A 21,732-nucleotide genomic window follows, 5' to 3' on the forward strand; every position below is an offset into this window, starting at 1 on the left:
TTCATTGCCATAGCTTCATTGTCCATAAGATTTAACTAAGACTTTGACTAAAGCAAAGTTTTATCAAAGTTTGGTTACAATTCCGCCTTTTGCTCGGTATGACAATATTTTTCGTCATTGCGAGCCGACTAAAGTCGGCTCGCAATGACGATTGATTTTTATGTTCCAAACATTATAATAATCACTTCATCAAAATAAGGCAAAATCCATAATGGTAAACAAAATCCTATGTGCCACGCGTAATGGTATCGGTGGCGAGATAGTCGAAGTGCAAGCCACTTTTGTGCGCGCCCTGCCCGCCTTTGTCATCACGGGGCTTGCAAACAACGCTATCCAAGAAAGCAAGCAAAGAATCCAATCCGCCCTAAACCACATAAACTTCACTTTCCCACCGCTAAAAATCGCCGTGCATCTCTCCCCTGCTGACATAGCCAAGTCTGGTAGCCACTTTGACTTGCCTATCGCCCTACTTATCGCCCTGCAAAAGCAAGGCACAAACGCTAGCGAGGAGCAAAAATGGTTTGCCTTTGGGGAGCTAGGGCTTGATGGCGAGATACGACATAGTGAAGCTATCTATCCACTACTTTTAGAAGTATCTCTACTCTACCCAAACGCAAAAGTCATCGTCCCAAAAGAAGGGGAAAATCTCTTTTGTCATATCCCAAATCTTAGGCTTTTTTATGCTAGTAGCCTAAAAGACGCACTCGAGCTTATCCAAAACGCAGATTTGCAAGATGATAGCACAGAGTCAATGCCAAAGCCAAAAAGCCTAGATTTTGCTTCTATAAACATAAATGGCGAGGAGTTTTATCACACGCGAATTTTTAGCAGTGATTTTGCCCAAGTGAGAGGACAAGAAATCGCCAAAAGAGCCGCACTCATCGCAGCAAGCGGTATGCACAATATCATCTTTGAGGGCTCACCGGGCTGTGGCAAAAGTATGATAGCAAAGCGAATGCGCGAAATCCTGCCACCGATGAGTCTAAGCGAAATCATACAATGCGTGCGCCTCCAAGCCATAAGCGGACAAAAAGCCACCTACTCGCCACTGCGACCATTCCGCAATCCACACCAAAGCGCGTCCAAATCCTCCATACTAGGCTCTGCTACGCAAAGTGAAGCAAAGCCGGGGGAAATCGCCCTAGCCCACAATGGAATCTTGTTTTTTGATGAGTTGCCTCATTTCTCAAAAGAAGTGCTAGAAGCACTGCGAGAACCGTTAGAAAACAACGAGCTTGTCATCTCACGCGTGCATAGCAAAATCGCTTACCCCACTTCGTTTCTCTTTGTCGGTGCGCAAAACCCCTGCCCTTGTGGAAATCTACTAAGCCTAAGCAAAGAGTGCCGTTGCTCACAAAAAGAAATCGCCTCGTATAGAGCGCGACTAAGTGAGCCGTTTTTGGATAGAATCGATATGTTTATACAAATGCAAGAAAATGAGCAAGATGCAAAGCCAAGTATCACTTCTGCGCAAATGCAAGAAGCGGTGTTTGGCGCATATAAAGCACAAATAAAGCGCGGGCAAAGCCACGCAAATGGCAAGCTAAATGAGAAAGAAATAGAGGAGTTTTGCACGCTTAGTGAGGAATCTCAAAGGCTACTTTTGCAAGCAGCACAGAGATTTAGTCTATCGCATAGAAGTATCCAAAAGCTAAAGAAATTATCGCGCACTATTGCTGATTTGGACGCTAAAGAAGAGATAGGAAAATCCCACTTGCTAGAAGCACTAAACTATCGCCGTGTTGGGTAAAATGTGATATGATTGCAAAATCTTGCCCAAAACAAAATAAAACAAAATCTTGCTCATATTTTTTGCATTTTTTGCCACATTTTTTTAGTGTATGCTTTAGGGCGATACACTTTTAGGCTTAGCATTTAACGCGCTTTTGGTGCTTACTTGATTTAAGGAGAATCTATGAAAAAATCCCGCTTCACATATTTCACGCACTTCGCACCCCTTACACATTTTGCACACTTTACACAACTTGCACCTTTTAGACATTCTACACTTTTTGCACACTTCACACATTTTAAGCCCAAAAACTTTTTATACGCGTTTTTTTGTATCCTTATCTTGCTTGCTTTCACGGGCTGTGCACTAAACTCCTCCAAAAAAAGACCCATAAGGGCAGCACTCCAGCAAGCACAACAAGCGCAAACACAACAGCAAACCACAAAATCAGCAAAGCAAGCCAAATCAGCGCAAATAGCTCAAAATCAGCAAATCCAAGAGGCTTTGAGCGATGACTATTATGAAGATGACAAAATCCTAAAAAAAAGCAAAAGAAGTGCGTTTAAAGTAGCACTACTTATCCCAAAGCAACTTGTAGGGCGATACTCTGTAAATATCTCCAACACGATTTTGGCTTACCTCATCGCTAGAGGCATAGACTATGAGTTTGAGATGTTTGATAGTGTCGATGAGAGTAGTCGCAATCTCAAAACCCACTATGACAGGATAAAACAAGGCAATTTTCACCTAGTCATCGCTATACTTAGCCAGCAAGGCGTAGAAAATCTAATCGATAGCGTGTGGATTTCTTATCCTACTTATGTGCCTACGATAAACAAAGAACGCATAGCTAGAAGCACACCTAGAAATCTATACTTTGGTGGAATCAGTTACAAAGAACAGCTTGATATGCTACTGCCACTGATGAGAGACGCTCGCGTGGTAGAATACGGCGATGATAGCCAAATCGGCTTATACCTCACAAATCTCTTTAATACTTACAACCTAAACCCAACTAGACAGCGCACCATAAACAACCAAGACGCTTCAAACTTCACTAGAATGCTCCCCCAAGAAGCCCCCTACTTCGCAGGACAAAATCTTTTGCTAAACACTTCTGCTTCCAAAAGCGGGCTTTTACTATCCCAAATCCGCTACTCCGCACGCGCACCTAAGCGATTTCTATCCACGCAAGTGAATTTTAACCCCACGATTTTACAGCTTAGTATGCCATCAAGCAGACGAAACTTTTTTGTAGTAAATGCCATAGGAGAGAGTGATAAAAAGCTAAATGAATACGCCACGCTACTAAATAGCGACTTGCAGTATGATTGGGTAAGCTATGCGACTTGCATAGGGGTGGAGTTTGGGTTATCGCTATATGAGCGCGGGTTTAAGCGATATTTTGAAGAATCTATGCAATCAAACCAAATCCAATATAAAAACAGAATCTTTACGACAAATGAGAGTGCGTTTATCCCCGCGCAATGAGGTGGCAAAATCTAAAAAGCATTTTTTAGATTTTGCGCTAGGTTTTGAGATAGCACGATTTGAGGCAAGCGCGATTATGATAAAAGGCTTTAGCAATGAATAAGGCATTTAAATACACAAATGGCAATTTGATGAAAGATAATGCCAAAAATAAATTTGATGAATACTTTACCAAGCCAGAAATTGCTAAGCAACTCTTTGATAAATTTTGCCAAATCGTGGGGCAAAAAGAAGATTTGACGAAATTTTGTTGGATTGAGCCAAGTGTCGGCAATGGCGCGTTTTTTAACCTTTTACCACGAGATAACACAATCGGCATTGACATAAAACCCACAGAATTTGGCACGATACAAAGCGATTTTTTAAGCTATGCGCTGCCAAGTGCGCCCTTTATCGTCATTGGCAATCCACCTTTTGGGCATCGCGGTGTTTTGGCGTTAGAATTTATCAAGCACGCACAAAATGCGGATTTTATCGCCTTTATTTTGCCTATGTTTTTTCAAAGTCTGGGCAAAGGCTCGATTCGCTACCGAGTGCCACAAAATCTGCATTTGCTCTATGAGGAAGTCTTGCCTAAAAATAGCTTTTATACGCCTAGTGGCAAGGACGCTGATGTGCATTGCTGCTTTCAAATTTATAGCAAAAATCACAAAAGCGAAAGAAGCGAATTTAGCTGGTATAAAGATAGTGGCAAAGAGCCATTTAGCGAGATTCTAAAGGTTGTAACCGTAAGCCTAGCAAAAAATCGAGAATGTGGCAAAGAGTGGATTTTTAACAAAAAGGCGGATTTTTATCTAAGCTCGACTTTTTTCAAGCAAAATGCAGTCGTGGATAGCTTTGAAAAGGTTAAATACAAAAGCGGAATTGCTATCATCTATAATGATTTATCCCGCAAAGATGAGCTAGATAGGCTTTTTAGAAGTGCTGATTGGCTACACTACTCGACAAAAGCGACAAATGGTTGCTATCACATTGGCAAAAGCCATATTTTTCAGCTTTTGGAAGACAAAGGATTTGCCCGATGAATCTAAACGCAATGCTAAGGGGGTTAATTGAGGAAAAATACGCAGAATTAGCCAAATTTAAAGAAAGTGGAATCTTTGATAAAATCAACGAATTTGAGGCAAACGCTATTGGGCAAATTGGCGAAAAATTTGTAAAAATGGTGTTTGTAGATTTGGGTTTGCAAATGCAAGATTTTGGCGAGGTAATTCACGATGAATTTGATATTTGCTTAATTGATGGCACAAAAATTGAGATTAAAACCGCACGAAAGGGGCTAAAAAACGATACATTTCAATTTAATGGCATAAATCCAAATTATAATTGCAAATACATTATTTGTGTGGGTTTGAGCGCGAAAGCGGCGTTTTTTAAAATCATCAGTGGAGAGAAAATCTACAATCACAAGACAAGAAAATTTTATCTTAATGTCGATGATAAGCAAAAGCAAATCGTAGCGATGAATCCGCACAATCAAGCAAATTTCAAACTTACTTTAAATTTAAAAGACTTAGAGCCGATTGAGGACTTTGAGGATAGGTTGAGAAAGATTTTTTGCTAGTTTTTTGCTTACTAATCTTTCTTTGTCGTATTGAGCGTTAGCGAAATATATCTACTAGATTCTGCATTGTTTTGTAGAATCGTTTTTATATCCCACTCATCTATTTTCTAGCCCTTTTAGCATTTGCAAAAAAGCATCTTTAAACGCTTGCAAGCCATTTGATAAAAGTGCATTTTGGATTTGGCTTAGACTTTTTCCACCTAGATTTAGCTTTGCGATAGATTCTAGGGCTTTTTTGCCCTGCCCTCCTACTTGCTTGCCACCTTGCCCACTCCATTGCTCGCTCTGCCACCTAAAAATCCTCTCAACCCCATTTGCGCTATTAGCCCGCTCCCAAAATGCCTCAATCGTAGCCAAAGGCGCGGTATTTACACAATGAGGTGCTACAAGATTGGTAATGTAATAATCCTTAGGCAGCCCCTCTAGCTTCGCACCTGTGGAGGCAAATAGCGTGCGGATATGTGGATTTGCTACCTGTTCTATCTCATCATAGCACGCAAAGGCATTTAGCACGCCAAGTGCTGGACAGGGTGCGAAATCCGCACTAGACTTTGCGCTAGATTCCCTAAAATCAAGCAAATGCGCAAAAGAATCCACAAAGCAAGATTTTATCAAATGCGCTTGTGGGCTTGTATCTACCACGCTATCAAATCGCGAAACAAACACGCTTATCACTCCTCTAGCATCATTGCGCAGATTCTCATTTAGCACGATAGCGCATTGCCTCGCTTGCTCTTGGCTAAAAATCAGCGTAGCATTTATGTGGATTCCTGCTTTTGCTAGCTCGCCCATTATGACATATCCCGCTTGTGTGGCAGGGACTTTTATCATCACATTTTCTTTGCCTATACTCTCATATAGTCGCCTCCCCTCGCTCACGCTCGCACTCACATCATCACATAGCATAGGGTCTATCTCTATGCTTATAAACCCACAATCCTTATTCACCCGATACAAAGGCTCTAGTTTATCTGCTGCTAGTGCGATGTCTGTGATAGCTAGCTTCTCGTATTTCTCTTTGGCATTTTTGCCCTTTAGCCTTTCTAAATCATCTTTATACGCCCCCGAAGTGCCAATCGCACTAGCAAAAATGCTAGGATTGCTCGTAGCTCCTACAAACTTGCTCTGCTCCAAAAGCCTGCCAAACTCACACTCCAAAAACTCCCTCTCCACAAAATCACACCACAGACTAAAATCTTTTAGCTCTTTGCTACTCATTTGGATTCTCCTTATTTTGCTTGTTTTGCTCGTTTAAGCATCTTTGTAAAGATTTTGTAAGAATATTTTGCTAAAATCGCGCAAGTATTTTAGCAAAATATTGCTAAATTCTTTTATCCCACAAAAAGACTTTTTATGCAAAGGACTTTTATGCGTTTTGTTGCGTTTATCCCCTCTTTGATTTCGCGCTATGATTATTTTTGCTTTTTGCGTGCTTGCCTTTTTCGCACTTTATTTTTTCGTGTGTTTGTTGCGCTTTTGGCATTTGGCTTTGTCCCACTCCAAGCTCAAACCACGCCAAACACACCACAAAGCACCTCGCCAAATGCGCTACCAAACCCACTACATTCCACGCAAAATCAAAATCCACTTCAAAATCCATTTAGAGATTCTACCTATATCGATTCTAGCACACTTGATTCTTACTCTACTTTCACTCATCGCTACAACACTCGCTTTGACTCACAGCACAATGTAAATATAAGCGCGTTTGGCGGGCAAATAAGAGTAAGCGATAGTGGCAACTCCGTAACGCAAAACTACGGCGGGGCGACATTTAGCTATGATGGCTTAGTAGAGCGATATGGCGTAGGCGGTTTTGCAAGCTATGTGTTTAATGATTTCGCGCTCAATGGCACGACAAATAACACATTTGCGCTTAATAGAGAGATAAACAATACAAAAGCACACACAGTTATTATTGGCGCATACACAGATAATTTCATCGATGCACACCATTTGCAAGCTAGATTTGCCCAAAGTTTTAATTTTTTAGATTCTAGCGGGCTTGATAAAGCTATCTCTTCAAGCACGACAAATTTTAATGCCTCTTATGGCTTTGTTTTTTCGCTAGGCAAAGGTAGCTTTATTGAACCTTATGGAAAATTTAGCATTGCTAGCCTTTTTGCTATCGAAAAGCAAGGCGTGAGTTTGCCAAATTATTCTTTGCACTCACATATTGAGCTAGGTGCGCACTTTCGGCAGTATTTAGGCGATGATAGAGTATATTTTTTCATTACGCCTAGATTTCGGCAAACTATCGGTGCAGAAAACAACGACCCGCTTTTGCGCGTGGCAAATGTCGATGAATACGGCGAAATAGAAATAATGATGCACGATACAAAATACCGCAGTTTTGGGCTACTTTTGGTTGGGGTAGATTTTAGGCTAAATAGGAGCGTGAAACTATCTGTGGTGGCAAATGGCAAAATAACGCAAAATCTTTATTCCTATGGTGGCACGCTAAAGCTAAATATTGCCTTTTAGAAATTTTTTTTTAGGAGCATAAATGGAGAGTTTTGATTATTATGAGATTTTAGAGATTGAGCGCACGGGGGACAAAGAAATCATCAAAAAAGCCTATCGCAAAATGGCTCTAAAATACCACCCCGATAGAAATCCAGATGACAAAGCAGCTGAAGAGAAATTTAAGCAAATAAATGAAGCCTATGAAGTGCTAAGCGATGACAACAAACGCGCAATCTATGATAAATACGGCAAGGACGGGCTAGAGCAGCAGGGCTTTGGATTTAGCGGGACGGATTTTAGCTCGATTTTTGATGATTTGGGAAGCATATTTGGACAGGCGTTTGGATTTGGCGGTGGCAGAGGACGAAGTAGAAGCGATGAGAAATACAGCCCGGACTTTATAGACAGACTTGACTTGACATTTAAAGAAGCGGTTTTTGGGTGTAAGAAAAAAGTATCCACACACTATAAAAAATCCTGTAAAGCCTGCAATGGTAGCGGAAGCGAGGGAGGTAAAGTCGAGCAGTGCAAAGAGTGCGGGGGCAGAGGGCAGGTGTTTAGCAGGCACGGGATTATGGCGATAGGGCAGACTTGCCCTAAATGCAGAGGCGAAGGACAAGTCATCACAAATCCCTGCAAAGAGTGCAAGGGCGAGGGATTCCGCATAGAGAAGCAAGACTTTGACATAGATGTCCCAGCAGGTGTCGATGATGAGATGAGGCTACGCGCTAGTGGCAAAGGCAATGAGCTAAAAAACGGGCGTAGAGGGGATTTGTATCTAGTGATTTATGTCAAAGAAGATGAGCATTTCTTGCGACACGGAAGTGATATTTATATAGAAGTGCCTGTGTTTTTCACACAAATCATATTAGGAGCGAAAATCCCTATCCCCTCTTTGCGTGGCGAAAATCTAGAGCTAAACCTCCCACCAAACACCAAAGATAAAGAGCAGTTTATGTTCGCAGGAGAGGGGATAAAAGAAGTAAACTCCTCACGCAAAGGTAGGCTAATCGCCCAAGTCAAAATCACCTACCCCACCTCGCTAAACACCGAGCAAAAAGAGCTAGTAGAAAAACTGCATTCTAGCTTTGGAATCGCTAGTGAACCATATAGCAATGTATTTGAAGAAGCGATAAGCAAAATCAAAGGGTGGTTTAGCGACAAAAAAGGCTAAAAGTTTGTTGCAAAGCCAATTTTTGTCATAAATCTAGTTTGCCATATTTAACCGTAAGCAGAGTTTCTTTAGTAATCCGCATTCTATTCTTGTCGTCATTGCGAGCAAGTCGCAAGACTTGCGTGGCAATCCATAAACAAAATCAAGTAAAGATATTTCACTTTTGCTTGCACTTCACTTACAAGGAGGGCACTTCGGTTTGTGCCAAACCTCAAGTATATCTAGTTTTCACGCTTACTAGTGTGCTTCACGCCCGCTAGCTTTCATATTTGCTAGCTTTTGCGCTTGCTAATACTCTATACCTATTTCTAGCAGTCTCTCACGCAAAAGTCGCATTTGAATATTTTTGTCAAAGCACCATTTTGGCGCAAGCAGGCTATCTATATGCGCCCCAGCACTTACCCGCTCAATGATAATCTCACTAGGGATAAGCGCGATAGAGTGCACGACTAGTTCTATATATGAGTCCAAATCAATAGGTTCATACTTCCCCGCTTCATACATTTTTGCTAGCTGTGTGCCTGCTATGACATAGAGCGGGTGGATTTTTAGTGCGTCTATTCCCCATTTTAGCGTGGTTTTTAGGGAGGTTAGCATCATTTCTTTGTCCTCATTTGGTAGTCCATAGATGAGATGAGCGCAGATTTTTATGCCTTTTTTGCGAGTGCGTGTAAATAGCTCTTGCACGCCCTCTATGCTATGAGCGCGATTTATGAGATTTAGTGTGTGCTCTGATACGGTTTGGACTCCATACTCTAGCCATATTTCTTTGCCGTTTTTCACATACTCGCCCAATATCTCTAGCACACTATTTTCTACGCAATCTACGCGCGTGCCGATATTTAGCCCCACTACACCATCAAAGCTAAGTGCTTTATCCCATAGTGCCTTTAGCGTGCGCGGGTGGGCATAAGTGTTGCTAAAAGATTGGAAATACACCATATATTTTTGCACGCCAAACTTGCGCTTGTGAAACTCTGTGTGCCACAAAAACTGCTCCTCTAGCTCCTCTAGCTGTGTTTTTAGTAGCGGGTTTGATTCTAGTGCGAAGTGCATTGTTGTGGGCGGGATTTTGGTTTGAGTAAGACTTGCAGTGGGTTTTGTGGTGGATTTGTGAGTGGGATTTTGCACTTTTATGAAGCTAGGCGAAAAGCTCGCATTATCACAATAAATGCACCCGCCTTTTGATTTGCTACCATCAATATTTGGGCAAGTAAAGCCAGATAAAGATATAGGAATCTTTCTCACTCGCTCGCCAAATCTAGCTTTGAAATACCGCCCGATAGTCAGTAGCTCGCGTGTGGGTATCAAGGGCTTTATTGCATTTGACATTTTTGCGCTTCCTTAAGTTGGGTTTTTAAGCCGTGATTTTGGCATAAAGACACACAAAAATGCAAGAAAATAAATGAAAAATGAATAAAAAGCGGAGTTTGAGTAGTGGAGTGTAGGCGTGCAAGTAAGCGGGGGTGTAAGTGTAAATGTGCAAGCATAGAGCACAAGTGTGTAGTCATTTTGTCATATTTGAGGTTTGAAAGTGAAATATCTCTACTTGATTCTACTTGAGATACTTAGCTTGCGCTTAAGATAACAAATACTAGATTTTGCCTGCTCATTTTCCGCTGCCATATTTAAGCACAGGCAAAATATCTCAAAGAATCAAATGAGATTGCAAAAAGCATAGAAAAAGGCATAGATTTGCAAAATCTATTTGGAATCTTTTTTGAGATACTTCGGCTACGCCCTTAAGTATGACAATGCCTTCCGTCATTGTAAGAGAATGAACGAAGTGAATTCTCTCGGCAAATCCATTGTCCGCACTAATGGTGCTTCATTTTGGATTGCCACGATTTTGCTACGCAAAACAAACGAAGTGAAGTTTCTTTAGTAAAATCTCGCAATGACGGTGTGGCGTATGGATTACTAAAGAAAATGCGGCTTTGCCTTGTTTTACTAAAGAAGCCAAAGGGTTTCTTAGAAAGTCCGCAATGTTTTTTAAAGAAAATCTGCCTGGGCTTATTGCTAAATTTCTACCCTATTTTTGCACTTCAAGCATTCCAAAAACTCGCCACTTTTTAGGGATTTTTCACCCATTATGTTGCCACATTTTTGACACTTAGTGTTTGTAGGCTTTAGTGGGGAAGTAAATTTGCATTTTGGGTAGTTTTTGCAACCATAAAAAGCACCTCTTCTCCCCATTCGTTGCACGATAGATTCTTTGCCACATTCTGGGCAGGCTATGCCCTCTAGTGCGATTGCTTCCTTTTTTTCGCCTAGTGACTTAGCGTTTTTGCACGCTGGATAGCCACTACACGCTAGAAACTCCCCTCTTTTGCTCATCTTTTTTACCATTGGTTTGCCACATTTCTCACACACTCCATTTGCTTCGCTTGCCTCACCGATAGCACTTCCCAAATCGTTAGATTCTCTTTTTATGTATTTGCATTTTGGATAGCCACTACACCCTACAAATTCCCCATACCGTGATTTTCGCACGATGAGTTCTTTGCCACATTGTGGGCAGGATTCTCCTGTGGGTTTGGCTAGCTTTTGGCTTGCGATATTTGTTTTGCCCTGCTCGATTTTAGCGATAAAAGGCTCATAGAAATTCCACAGCACTTCTTGCCACGAAGCATTTTTTAGAGCGATAGAATCTAGCTTTTCTTCCATTCCCGCGCTAAAGGCACTATCTACTATTTCATTAAAATGCGCTTCTAATAGCTCTATCACGCTAAACGCACTATCTTGCGGGATAAGTGCGCGATTTTGTATAGATATGTATTCTCGATTTACAAGCAGGCTAACTGTGGGGGCATAAGTGCTAGGACGCCCTATACCAAGTGATTCTAGCGTTTTGATAAGGCTTGCCTCGCTATATCGCGCAGGTGGCTCGGTGGTGTGCTTGCTAGCAGTGATTTTGCTTGGAGTTATTTCCTCTCCTTGTTTCAAATCTGGCAAAAGTTTGTCTTTATCCTCATTGCCTAGTATTTTATAAAATCCATCAAAAATTAGCTTCCTACCATTTGCGCGAAATTCACTAACTTCACTTGGGCTAGTCTTTGTCGCAAAGCTAACGCTTTGGGTTTCATATAGCGCGTCTTCACTTTGGGAAGCCAAGAAGCGATTGTAAATGAGGGTGTAGAGCTTTAGTTCATCGGGTTTTAGGTAGCCTTTAGCGATTTGCGGAGTAAAATCAATATTTGTAGGTCGTATCGCTTCGTGGGCTTCTTGCGCGCCTTTGGATTTACTTGTGTAGATTTTGGGTTTTTGTGGGACATATTTATCGCCATAGACTTTTGCTAAGTGCGCTCTAGCGGCTTGTGTGGCTTCTTTTGCGATATTTAGACTATCTGTCCGCATATATGTGATGACACCCATCGTGCCTTTGTCTGTTTGGACACCCTCATATAGTCTTTGGGCGATACTCATCGTGCGCGTAGGCGAGTAGCTTAAGCCTGATGAAGCAGCCTGCTGAAGTGTAGAAGTCATAAATGGTGGCGGAGTGGATACTTTCTTTTCTTTGCGCGTGATTTGGGCTATGGTGTAGCTTGAGCTTTTTAGGTGCTCTAGCATTTCATCTGCCTTGCTTTGAGAGCTAATATCTAGTTTTTGTAGTTTTTTGCCTTTGTATATGACTAGCTCGGATTCTACACTATCAAATACCGCGCTAATAGTGAAAAAATCCTGTGGGATAAATGCGCGGATTTCACGCTCTTTGTCTACGATGATTTTTAGTGCGGCGGATTGGACACGCCCTGCGGATAGTCCCTTTGAGATTTTGCTAGAGATAAGCCCACTTAGCTTAAATCCTACGATTCTATCAAGCAATCGCCTTGCTTGCTGGGCATTTACCTTGTCCATATCGATTTCTCGCGGGCTAGCTAGAGCGTTGCTTATAGCTGTTTTTGTGATTTCGTGAAATACGATTCTAGGGTAGCTAGATAGTGGCTTGCTAGAATCAAGTGCTTGAGTGATATGATAGCCTATGGCTTCACCCTCTCTATCCTCATCGGTAGCGATATAGGTGGTTTTTGCATTTTTGGCAAGGGCCTTTATCTGCGCTATCGTGTCTTTGTGTCCCTCATCTATGGTGTATTGTGGTGTGAAGTGTTTGTTTTCTATTTTGATTCCAAAAGAGAACTTTGGCAAATCGCGGATATGCCCCTTTGAAGCGATGACTTCATAGCCCTGCCCTAAAAAATTTTTGATAGTTTTTGCCTTTGCTGGAGATTCTACGATGATTAGATTTTGGGTGGATTTTGGAGATTTTGTCGAAGTTTTGGTGCTAGATTCTGCTATTGTTTTGGTGGTTTTTTTAGAGGAGGTTGTAGAGGTTGATTTTGTAGAAGTTTTTTTGACTAGATTTTTTTGATTTTGCATTTTTAAGTCTCCGTGTGTAGTATTTAGCAAAGCCTGCATTAAAACTGCATTTCTATCTGCAAATCTCTTAAATCTTTTTAAGCAAAAACTTCTTTGTAGATTTCCCATAGATAAGACAGGCTTTTAGTTTGGGCTAGCATTATAGCAAGATTTTGACAAAATAGACAAAATAATATCATTTGCCTTTTTGTAGCAAAACCACACAAACAAACAACAACAAAAACCACCAAGAAAAATTATCAAACTTTTGCTATAATGCGGATTTTGCCAAAATCTTTGGCATTTTTGTTTGCAATTTTTTACACAAATTTACTTCGACAAAGGACAACTTATGGCAGAATCCACAAAAACTAGCACAAAAAGCCCTAGACTTCAAGCAGGCGATAGCGCACCTGATTTTAGCTTGCCAAACGCACAAGGCGTAAAAGTTAGCTTGCAAGATTTTGGTAGTAAAATCATTGTGCTATATTTTTATCCCAAAGACAACACTTCAGGCTGCACCATACAAGCCCAAGATTTTAGCAATCTTTTAAGCGATTTTCTTGCCAAAAACGCCGTAGTAATCGGCATAAGCCCTGATAGCACAAAATCTCATCAAAACTTCATCGACAAATATAGCCTAGCCCATATCCTCCTAAGCGATAGTGATAAAAGTGTGGCTAGCTCTTATTTTGCCTATGGCAAAAAAATGATGTATGGCAAAGAAGTGCAAGGGATTATCCGCTCAACTTTTGTCGTGCAAAATGGCAAAATCCTCCACGCACTTTATAATGTCAAAGCAAAAGGACACGCACAAGCCGTGCTAGAGCTACTCTAGTATAGTTGCAAAATTTTGCAAGATAGCATAAAAACCACGCCTAAAAACACCAAACAAACAAGCACAAAAATCTACAAAACTTTAAGGAAGCAAAATGGATTCTAGTAGGATTTCGTCAAAAGGGCTAAAACTAGCCGTGTTTGACTTTGACTCTACGCTAATGGATGGCGAAACCATAGATGAGCTAGCAAAAGATTTTGGTGTAGGAAATGAAGTGAGTGCTATCACACATCGTGCAATGTCTGGCGAGCTAGATTTTTTTGAGAGTTTGCAAAAGCGAGTGGAATTTTTGCGCGGAATGAGTGAATCTAGGGTAAAAGAGATATGCGAGAATCTGCCTTTGATGAATGGCGCAAAAAAATGCGTGCAATCACTAAAAAAGCGCGGAATCATCGTAGTGTGCTTTAGTGGTGGGTTTAGCCTTGCAACTAGGCATTTTGCCAAAGTTCTCGGACTAGAGGCGGATTTTAGCAATATATTGCACGCGAAAAATGGCTATTTAAGCGGGCAAGTAGGAGGGGAAATGATGTTTAGCGATTCTAAGGGTATAATGCTAAAAAAAGTCCAAAATCTACTAAGAATAGATGAATCTAGCACTATGGTGGTAGGTGATGGGGCAAATGACATAAGTATGTTTGCTTATGCTGGTGTAAGGGTGGCTTTTTGTGCCAAAGAAGTGCTAAAAAAAAGCGCGAATGTTGTGATTGAAAATCGTGATTTAGCAGAGATTTTAGAGCATATTTAGACAAAGCGCAAGAATAAACATCATAAGATTTTGGGAAGTTTTATGGGAGATTTTAGCGAAAGTTTTGGCGCAAATTTTAATCAAAATTTTAGCCAAAGTTTTAATGCGGATTCTATGCCGTTTTTGGAAGCGATGATAAAATCCCAAGAAGAGATTTTGCCTTTTGATTTGCTAGGACGAAGCCTATCATATAATCCATACCCACCGCGTTTTAGAGAGATTTTCCCCACGCTATCGCTTTCAAAATCATTTGAAACCACGCCCACAAAATCACTTATAGATTTAAGAAAATCAAGCAAAAACAGCCCAAAAAACGATACAAAGCAAATGCCAAAAACATTGAGGGTGCAAGCATTTAGCTTTGTAGATTTGGCGAATTTGCAATCCCAAAATGCCAAAATCATTGTCCTAGACATCGCACGCGATAGTAGGGCAAACCCGCGAGCAGAGGGACTAGAGTGCATAAGCTATCTAAGGCACTATACAGACGCGCTAATCATCGTGCAGGATTGTTTTATCTGCTTATATCAGGTTTTGCAAGCTCTTGTTTATGGCGCAGACGCGCTACTTTTTAGTCATCTCTCCCCCAAAGGCAAGCTAAAAGAACTTATAGATTTTGCTTCACACTTGGGACTTGTAAGCCTACTAGAATCCACAAGCCTGCGCGAGATAAAAGAGGGGATTTTCGCAAAGGCAGATGGGATATATTTGCCCAAAGATTGCGTAAAGCTAGTCAAATATATCCCAAAGCGCAAGATTATCTGCATAGACGCAAAGGTGGGGGCAGAATGTGGAAATTACATTGACTTTGTGCTAGAGGATTTTGCGTTGTAGGGCTTGCGTTATAAAAAAAGTTTGAGTTATTTTTTTTTTGAGTTATTTTTTACAGAAATAGTGATTTTGGAAGTGTCGATTTTTGGGATTTTGCGCTTTTGTGTAGCGTTGTTTTGTAGTGTAAATATTTGAGTGATATTTGCATAGTATTTTTGTATAGCAATACTTATGCGATATTTTTGTGTCGCAAGATTTTAATGGCATTGCTACAAAAATGCAAGCAATAAATCTAGTGCAAAATACTTGACTTTTAAGTCCATTTTGCCTATAATTTTGGGCTTGTTGTCAGGGTAGCTCAGCTGGTTTAGAGCGCTGGTCTCATAAGCCGGAGGTCGGGAGTTCAAGTCTCCCCCTTGACACCATTTTTCTTTCTGTGTCTATCCTTTCCTCTTTTTTATTTTTCTACCTCAAATCTAGCAAAATATTTTAGCACAAACACGATAGATAAAACCTCGCCTACTACTATCTAATCATATTATATTTGCTACCAAATTGTGATTTTTCTTTGAATGAGTTTTAAATTTAATTCCACGATAGACTAGCACTTGCTTGCAGAAAGTGCTAAAAATGACTTGTGTAAACCTTGTCTAAGGTATTTTTAGCAAGAAAAACTAATAAATCTCATATTATGCCACCTAAAAATTTAATAAATAAAAATCTTAAAAAAGCACAGATATAAGCAAATTAAGCCAAAGACACAAAAAAGTGCAAAAAATATGCTAGTGAGTTGATAATTTCTGCAAAAAGTTGCAAAATATTTAGGATTTTTTAAACATTCTTTAGGTAGAATAGCAACTTTATTTTTTATCTTTCTTATGCGGAAGTGGCGAAATTGGCAGACGCACTAGACTTAGGATCTAGCGCCGCAAGGCATGGAGGTTCAAGTCCTCTCTTCCGCACCATACTTTTTTACTTCATTTTTTATCCACACAAAAATCCCTACAAAAACTCACAAAAATTCTTAAACACATTGACAAACTTCGGTAAAAACTAGAAAAATACAAAGAGAAGTGTTAAGCAGAAAAACTATTAAAAAGAATTAAATGGCGACCCTTGAAAGATTCGAACTTTCGTAACTACCTAGAAAGGGTAGTATCCTTGACCGCTAGATGAAAGGGTCATAAAAGGACTAAGGGATAAAAACGCGTATAGGACTTTCGCTAAAAATCCTTTGAACATCCTCCCTAGTGGGAGCTTGCGCTTCACTTGGATATGGACCTAGCAGATAGCGAGTAGTGGTTAGTCCATTTTTATTTGTAGTTTTTTGTATACGATAGGAATATTTTTTGACAAGTGCGACAAACTCCGCCTTTGGCTCTTTGCTAAAAGAGCCAAGCTGCCAATAAAATCCTGTCGTTGGCGCACCACCATTTGCACTAAGTGTGCCTTGCTGTGGTTTTAGATTTTGTGGTGGCTGTGGGCTAGCAGGCTTAGGAGGTTGAGCTGTTGCTTGCTTTTGTGGAGATTGTTGGCTTGTATGCTGTGGAGCTGGATTTTGCGCTACGGCTTGGGTAGGCTGTTGAGATGATTGCTGTGATGAGCCTGTTAGACGATTGATTATCATATCTAGGCTAGAAGTTTCTGCCTCATCTGGTTTTGGCACTTCTTGCGGGTTTTGCATACCCTCTATGCCTTTCAGGAGAGAATCATCAATAGAACCCGCATCAAAATCTATGCCACCAAGATTTCCAAAGTCATTTTCAAATGGTGTAGCTATGCTTTTATCTATCGTGCCATCGCCTGATTTTGAGATTTTTTCCTCATTTGCTCCTAGAAATTTCCACATAAAAAACGCTACTAGCACGATTACAGCCACCGCCATAAGCACTATTATAATGCTTTTTTTACCACTAGAAGACTTCTGTCGCGTGTTGCCTAGCAGGATTTCGCTTAGTTCATTTCTCTCATCCATTGCTACTACTCCTTTGCGTTCCTGCGCGTTTGGATTCTCTGCATTTTTACTCCTTATTTATAGTTTAAAGATGTTTCGCCCAAGAAGCTCCGCGCTCTTTTGCATATACTTCGTAAGGCAACGATAAAATATTAAATTCTTTTGGTAAATCGTTGTTAGGAAATACACGCCATTCTAAAGGAGTTTTTTGCCCAAGTTTTAGTGAAAGCATTCTAGCAAGCGTTTGCCCCTCGCTCAAAGAAGTGTGTCCTTTGTGGATATAGAGGTGAAGATGTCCCGGTGTCTTGGTGCTATAAGCTGTGAAATTGATAAACCCCTCTTCGCGAAAAAGTAGCTGTGCCTTGTGATAAAATCTCTCTGGGTCGCGTCCGTTGTAATCAAACACGATATTTTCTACCTTATCCCCCGGAAGAATCAAACTATGTGCAGCGATAATTTTTTGGGCGAAATGGTCTTTTATGAGTTGGCTTGAAAGTAGAGAATCTACGCGCTCAAACTTATCAAACAAAAGCCTGCCATTATAGTGAATCTTTTGCCCTAACCCAGCGATTTTTTTGTAGTAAAACGCTGTGTGGATTTTGATGAGTTTTAAATCCATTTCTGTCATTGCCTATCCTTAGTAAAACCAAAATATTAACAAAACCTAAAATATCGCCTTGTCATACACCACAAAACGAGAACTTAGCTCCTTCACCTCCGCCAAAGTAGCCTTTTGGAGATTCTCATCTGTGATATTGTCCAAAATATCCGCGATTTTGCCCGCTATCCACTCAAACTCCGCTTCTTTCATTCCGCGCGCTGTGAGTGCGGGCGAGCCTATGCGGATACCACTTGTTACAAAAGGGCTTCGCTTCTCTCCGGGGACGGTGTTTTTATTTACCGTGATTCCAGCTCTGCCTAGTGCGATGTCCGCATCTTTGCCACTGAAATCCTTTGTCAAAAAGCTCATCAAAATGAGATGATTATCACTCCCTCCGCTGACTAAATCATACCCCCTATTTATTAACACTTCTGCCATTTTGGAAATATTTGCCTTAACTTGTTTAGCATAATCTTTCCATTGGGGCTTTAGATTTTCCCTAAATCCAACCGCTTTTGCCGCTATGACATTCATAAGCGGTCCGCCTTGAATCCCGGGAAAAATACTTTTGTTTATCTTGGTGGCGATTTCTTCATTGTTTGTTAGAATGATTCCCCCTCGTGGTCCTCGCAAAGTCTTGTGCGTAGTTGTCGTTACGACATCGCAATGTGGAAATGGGTTTGGATTTTCTCCTGCGACTACAAGCCCCGCGATATGTGCTATATCTGCCATAAGTATCGCCCCCACCTCATCTGCAATCTCTCTAAACTTAGCAAAATCTAGCTTGCGCGTATATGCCGAAAATCCCGCGACTAAAATCTTTGGCTTCACTGCGTAAGCGATATTTGCCAGTTTTTCATAGTTGATTTTGCCATCTAGCTCTACTCCATAAGAAAAGCTATGATAAGTCTGCCCAGAAGAGCTCACTTTCGCACCGTGTGTGAGATGTCCTCCGTGGCTTAAGTCCATTCCCAAAATCTTATCATAGGGCTTTAAAAGCGCGTTATAAACCGCACCGTTTGCTTGCGAACCCGAATGAGGCTGGACATTTGCATACTCACAGCCAAATAGCTTCTTTGCTCGCTCAATCGCAATAGACTCGACTTCATCGACAAACTCACAGCCACCATAATATCGCTTGCTTGGATAGCCCTCTGCGTATTTGTTGGTAAGCACACTACCTAGTGCTTCCATAACGGCTGGAAAAGTATAATTCTCGCTTGCTATCATTTCTAGGTGTTGATTTTGTCGGGTAAGTTCTTTTTGTAGTAAGTCATATATATCTTTATCAGCGGATTCTAGGTGGTAGGGCATTTTCTCTCCTTAGTTTTTGTATATTTTGAGTTCTTGTGTTTTGTTGCTTTGGCTATTTTATGCGGTGAATTGCCTTAAAATTTTGCGCTAATCCTAATCAATACTAATTTCGCAAGGCTAATCTTGCAAAACCCTGCACTACAAATCGACATTTTCACACTTTTTGTTAGATTTTTGGTTAATCTTTACTTAACTTTTTGCTATTAAAACCCCCTTAAATTTTGCTTTTATCTTCTTTTTTGGGTTTTGTATTTGATTCTTGGCTAGATTCTGTGCCAAACTCCTCTTTCATCGGCTTCATCGCAGGAAATAATAGCACATCTTTGATTGTCCTTGCGTTTGTCAGCAGCATAACAAGCCTATCAATTCCTATGCCCTGCCCCGCTGTGGGTGGCATACCATAGCCAAGTGCCCACACAAAATCCTCGTCCATATACTGCGCTTCCTCATCGCCCTTTTCTTTTTGGGCTACTTGTGAGCGAAATCTCTCTAGCTGGTCTAGCGGGTCATTTAGCTCACTAAATCCATTGGCAATCTCCTTGCCACCGATAAATAACTCAAACCTATCTGCTTTGCTAGAATCGCTATCATTTCGCCTAGCAAGCGGACTAATGTCGATAGGATACTGCGTGATGAAAGTAGGGTTTATAAGATGAGATTCTACACACTCGCTAAACGCACTATCAAGTAGCTTGCCATAGCTCATATTTGATTCTAGTTTTACGCCCTTTTTTACAAGGTATTGGCGTAGTTTTTTCTCATCTGTGAAAATCTCTCGTGCAATCCCGCCGATTTGCTCCAAGCTATCCTCATAGCTCAAAATCTGCCATTTGCCAAAGTCAATATAGCTAGACTGACCCCTAGAATCCTCGCTATGATTTTGGCTAGAATCGCCACCACCAAAATTGCTAGACTCACCCCCATTAGAATTACTCTGTGTGTCAAAATATCCATTTGATTCTTTACTAGAATCCAAAAAAGGAACTTTTTGGCTCATTCCTAGATTTTCTAGCAAATAGGAGAAAAACTCCTTTGTCAAGGCAATTAAATCCTCATAAGTATGATAAGCCCAATAAAACTCTATCATACTAAATTCTGGGTTGTGGCTGTGGTCCATTCCCTCATTGCGAAAGTTTCTATTTAGCTCAAATACCGCTTCAAACCCCCCTACAATAAGTCGCTTGAGATACAGCTCTGGCGCAATTCGCAGATACCTATCCACACCTAGCGCATTGTGGTGCGTGATAAATGGCTTAGCATTTGCACCCCCGGGTATAGGGTGTAGCATAGGCGTTTCCACTTCCAAAAACCCTTTTTCCTCAAAAAATCTCCGCACAAGGCTAACGATTTTGCTACGAAGTTTAAAAACCTCTCGCACTTCGCTATTTACGATTAAGTCCACATATCTTTGACGATAGCGAATCTCCACATCTGTTAGCCCGTGAAATTTCTCTGGCAATGGCACAATGGCTTTAGTCAATATCTTAAAACCTTTTGCGTGGATACTTAGCTCGCCCATTTTGGTTACAAAGCCAAATCCCTCTACACTCACTATGTCGCCTACTTCAAGGAGCTTTTTTACCACTTCCCACGAAGTCTCATCTAAGTCATTTAGGCAAAGATATGCTTGCAAAATGCCGCTTTCATCTTGGATTTTGATAAAGCAGGCTTTGCCCATAAGGCGGATAAAGCGCACACGCCCGACTATTGTTTCATTTTGTATTTCATCTTGTGTTTTGCTAGATTCAGTTTCTTGTCTAGATTGTGTTTCTTGCGTTTTTAGATAGGCATATTTTTGTAGAAATTCTGCATTTGTTATCGTGCGTTTTGTGCCGTTTGCATAAGGATTTAGGTTTTTTTCTCTTAAAGTATGTGCTTTTTTGATTCGCTGTTGGATATAAGTGTTTTCAAACATTTTGCTTGTTTCTTTACCTTTCTTAGTTTGTTTTATTTTTTTTGTGCCATTTGATTCTTTGGATTATAGTTTTTTATAATCTTTAGATTTTGCTTTATCGCCCAAATCTTTCATAGAAAATCTATTTTTTGCCTTTTATGCTTTTTTGCACATTTTGCAGTGGTTCAGGCACTTGCGGTAGATTTTGCTTTGCGCTATCGACTATGGGAAAATGTATAACAAATTCCGCTGCTTTTAGCATTTTTAGGTATATTTGACTATTCTCTCGTGCTACTTTGCCGACATTTTCTTCGATAAATTTCACTTGAGATAAGCAATATGCAATAATGCTAAAAATAAAAAATGTCTTTACGGAGCAAAAAACAAAACCAAGTGTCTTGTTTACAAAATCCAACCCCATAAAAGTAAAAGTCCTAGAAAGTGCGTAAGCAACGAGCATAAAAAATATCCAGCTCACGCCAAGCACCACAAAAAATCCAAGCACAGTATGAATGGTTTTGCTATTAAAATCGTGGATTTGGGTTAGCACTTCGCCCACAGGTATCGCAAACATAGAGCCTAGATACACGCCGATAAGGATACCTAGCAGGCTACACACTTCTCTAATAAATCCATTTGCAAAACCGCGAAAACCAAACACGACAATAACAACAATCAAGCCCGCATCAATATAATTCATTTTTCACCACTCTTTTTGATTTTGTATTTTTAGCAATTCTGCCAAAATTTTACTTTTAGATTTTGGGGTTTTATTTTTGGATTTTATTTTGAAATTTAGCCAAAAAAGGCTATTATTCTAGCTTATTTTCAC

The 21,732-nt window shown here is 40.5% G+C and carries 19 protein-coding genes and 3 tRNA genes; 13 read left to right on the forward strand and 9 right to left on the reverse strand.

The genetic code is table 11. The annotated features are described in order from the left end of the window. Nucleotides 1-211 precede the first annotated feature (211 nt). From CQA40_RS04350 to CQA40_RS04365, 5 genes are all read left to right on the forward strand, one after another. Entirely contained in the window at nucleotides 212-1,750 is a 1,539-nt protein-coding gene (locus CQA40_RS04350; RefSeq protein WP_115519714.1) for a YifB family Mg chelatase-like AAA ATPase, read from the forward strand. A gap of 165 nt (nucleotides 1,751-1,915) precedes the next feature. Further along, nucleotides 1,916-3,223 carry a hypothetical protein gene (locus CQA40_RS04355; protein ID WP_115519715.1) on the forward strand — a complete coding sequence of 436 codons (1,308 nt, stop codon included), beginning with the start codon at nucleotides 1,916-1,918 and terminating at the stop codon, nucleotides 3,221-3,223. Beyond that, complete coding sequence (locus tag CQA40_RS11565) at nucleotides 3,195-3,326, forward strand: hypothetical protein (protein ID WP_258864457.1); 132 nt, start codon at nucleotides 3,195-3,197, stop codon at nucleotides 3,324-3,326. The genes CQA40_RS04355 and CQA40_RS11565 overlap by 29 nt, the downstream gene beginning before the upstream one ends. After that, nucleotides 3,319-4,248, forward strand: a complete 930-nt coding sequence (locus tag CQA40_RS04360) for an SAM-dependent methyltransferase (RefSeq protein ID WP_181882831.1) — start codon at nucleotides 3,319-3,321, stop codon at nucleotides 4,246-4,248. The genes CQA40_RS11565 and CQA40_RS04360 overlap by 8 nt, the downstream gene beginning before the upstream one ends. Further along, nucleotides 4,245-4,787 carry a restriction endonuclease gene (locus CQA40_RS04365; RefSeq protein ID WP_115519716.1) on the forward strand — a complete coding sequence of 181 codons (543 nt, stop codon included), beginning with the start codon at nucleotides 4,245-4,247 and terminating at the stop codon, nucleotides 4,785-4,787. The genes CQA40_RS04360 and CQA40_RS04365 overlap by 4 nt, the downstream gene beginning before the upstream one ends. Before the next feature lie 96 nt (nucleotides 4,788-4,883). Here the strand turns inward: CQA40_RS04365 and CQA40_RS04370 are convergent, their stop codons facing one another. Continuing rightward, nucleotides 4,884-6,005, reverse strand: coding sequence for a transaldolase family protein (locus tag CQA40_RS04370; RefSeq protein ID WP_115519717.1), 1,122 nt, complete (start codon nucleotides 6,003-6,005; stop codon nucleotides 4,884-4,886). Nucleotides 6,006-6,155: 150 nt separating this feature from the next. On the opposite strand from CQA40_RS04370, the gene CQA40_RS04375 reads away from it, so the two are divergent. Then, nucleotides 6,156-7,271, forward strand: a complete 1,116-nt coding sequence (locus CQA40_RS04375; RefSeq protein WP_147290159.1) for an autotransporter outer membrane beta-barrel domain-containing protein — start codon at nucleotides 6,156-6,158, stop codon at nucleotides 7,269-7,271. 22 nt (nucleotides 7,272-7,293) lie between these two features. After that, nucleotides 7,294-8,427: a molecular chaperone DnaJ gene (gene dnaJ, locus CQA40_RS04380; protein WP_115519719.1), complete on the forward strand. Its 1,134-nt coding sequence runs from the start codon at nucleotides 7,294-7,296 to the stop codon at nucleotides 8,425-8,427. 288 nt (nucleotides 8,428-8,715) lie between these two features. Here dnaJ and CQA40_RS04385 read toward each other — a convergent pair whose 3' ends face one another. Next, nucleotides 8,716-9,759, reverse strand: coding sequence for a TIGR01212 family radical SAM protein (locus CQA40_RS04385; RefSeq protein ID WP_115519720.1), 1,044 nt, complete (start codon nucleotides 9,757-9,759; stop codon nucleotides 8,716-8,718). Between the two features lie 388 nt (nucleotides 9,760-10,147). Between CQA40_RS04385 and CQA40_RS11080 the strand changes: the two genes are divergently transcribed. Further along, nucleotides 10,148-10,312 carry a hypothetical protein gene (locus tag CQA40_RS11080; RefSeq protein WP_181882832.1) on the forward strand — a complete coding sequence of 55 codons (165 nt, stop codon included), beginning with the start codon at nucleotides 10,148-10,150 and terminating at the stop codon, nucleotides 10,310-10,312. A 134-nt stretch (nucleotides 10,313-10,446) separates the two neighbouring features. Here the strand turns inward: CQA40_RS11080 and topA are convergent, their stop codons facing one another. Beyond that, the gene (topA, locus tag CQA40_RS04390; RefSeq protein WP_115519763.1) at nucleotides 10,447-12,804 is read right to left on the reverse strand and encodes a type I DNA topoisomerase; all 2,358 of its coding nucleotides are present in this window, start codon (nucleotides 12,802-12,804) and stop codon (nucleotides 10,447-10,449) included. A 331-nt stretch (nucleotides 12,805-13,135) separates the two neighbouring features. Between topA and CQA40_RS04395 the strand changes: the two genes are divergently transcribed. The 5 genes from CQA40_RS04395 to CQA40_RS04415 all read left to right on the forward strand — a co-directional run bounded on the left by CQA40_RS04395 (nucleotide 13,136) and on the right by CQA40_RS04415 (nucleotide 16,102). Next, nucleotides 13,136-13,621, forward strand: a complete 486-nt coding sequence (locus tag CQA40_RS04395; RefSeq protein WP_115519721.1) for a peroxiredoxin — start codon at nucleotides 13,136-13,138, stop codon at nucleotides 13,619-13,621. A 94-nt stretch (nucleotides 13,622-13,715) separates the two neighbouring features. Next, nucleotides 13,716-14,366 carry a phosphoserine phosphatase SerB gene (gene serB, locus CQA40_RS04400; protein ID WP_115519722.1) on the forward strand — a complete coding sequence of 217 codons (651 nt, stop codon included), beginning with the start codon at nucleotides 13,716-13,718 and terminating at the stop codon, nucleotides 14,364-14,366. A gap of 42 nt (nucleotides 14,367-14,408) precedes the next feature. Further along, nucleotides 14,409-15,200, forward strand: a complete 792-nt coding sequence (locus CQA40_RS04405) for a hypothetical protein (RefSeq protein WP_115519723.1) — start codon at nucleotides 14,409-14,411, stop codon at nucleotides 15,198-15,200. Nucleotides 15,201-15,484: 284 nt separating this feature from the next. Continuing rightward, a tRNA-Met gene (locus CQA40_RS04410) sits at nucleotides 15,485-15,562 on the forward strand. 455 nt (nucleotides 15,563-16,017) lie between these two features. After that, nucleotides 16,018-16,102, forward strand: a tRNA-Leu gene (locus tag CQA40_RS04415). Nucleotides 16,103-16,244: 142 nt separating this feature from the next. On the opposite strand, the gene CQA40_RS04420 is transcribed toward CQA40_RS04415, so the two are convergent. From CQA40_RS04420 to CQA40_RS04445, 6 genes are all read right to left on the reverse strand, one after another. Beyond that, a tRNA-Glu gene (locus CQA40_RS04420) sits at nucleotides 16,245-16,320 on the reverse strand. 9 nt (nucleotides 16,321-16,329) lie between these two features. Beyond that, on the reverse strand, nucleotides 16,330-17,112 hold the full coding sequence (locus CQA40_RS04425) for an SPOR domain-containing protein (protein ID WP_115519724.1): 783 nt from the start codon (nucleotides 17,110-17,112) through the stop codon (nucleotides 16,330-16,332). A 64-nt stretch (nucleotides 17,113-17,176) separates the two neighbouring features. After that, nucleotides 17,177-17,719, reverse strand: coding sequence for a DUF1882 domain-containing protein (locus tag CQA40_RS04430; protein ID WP_023927867.1), 543 nt, complete (start codon nucleotides 17,717-17,719; stop codon nucleotides 17,177-17,179). A gap of 36 nt (nucleotides 17,720-17,755) precedes the next feature. Continuing rightward, nucleotides 17,756-19,006 (reverse strand): serine hydroxymethyltransferase, encoded by a 1,251-nt coding sequence (locus CQA40_RS04435; protein WP_115519725.1) that lies wholly within the window; start codon nucleotides 19,004-19,006, stop codon nucleotides 17,756-17,758. A gap of 214 nt (nucleotides 19,007-19,220) precedes the next feature. Next, complete coding sequence (gene lysS, locus CQA40_RS04440) at nucleotides 19,221-20,921, reverse strand: lysine--tRNA ligase (protein WP_115519726.1); 1,701 nt, start codon at nucleotides 20,919-20,921, stop codon at nucleotides 19,221-19,223. A gap of 121 nt (nucleotides 20,922-21,042) precedes the next feature. Beyond that, nucleotides 21,043-21,600 (reverse strand): CvpA family protein, encoded by a 558-nt coding sequence (locus CQA40_RS04445; RefSeq protein ID WP_115519727.1) that lies wholly within the window; start codon nucleotides 21,598-21,600, stop codon nucleotides 21,043-21,045. Nucleotides 21,601-21,732: the final 132 nt, after the last annotated feature.

It is taken from the genome of Helicobacter sp. MIT 01-3238, assembly GCF_003364135.1.
Classification (GTDB): Bacteria; Campylobacterota; Campylobacteria; order Campylobacterales; family Helicobacteraceae; genus Helicobacter_B.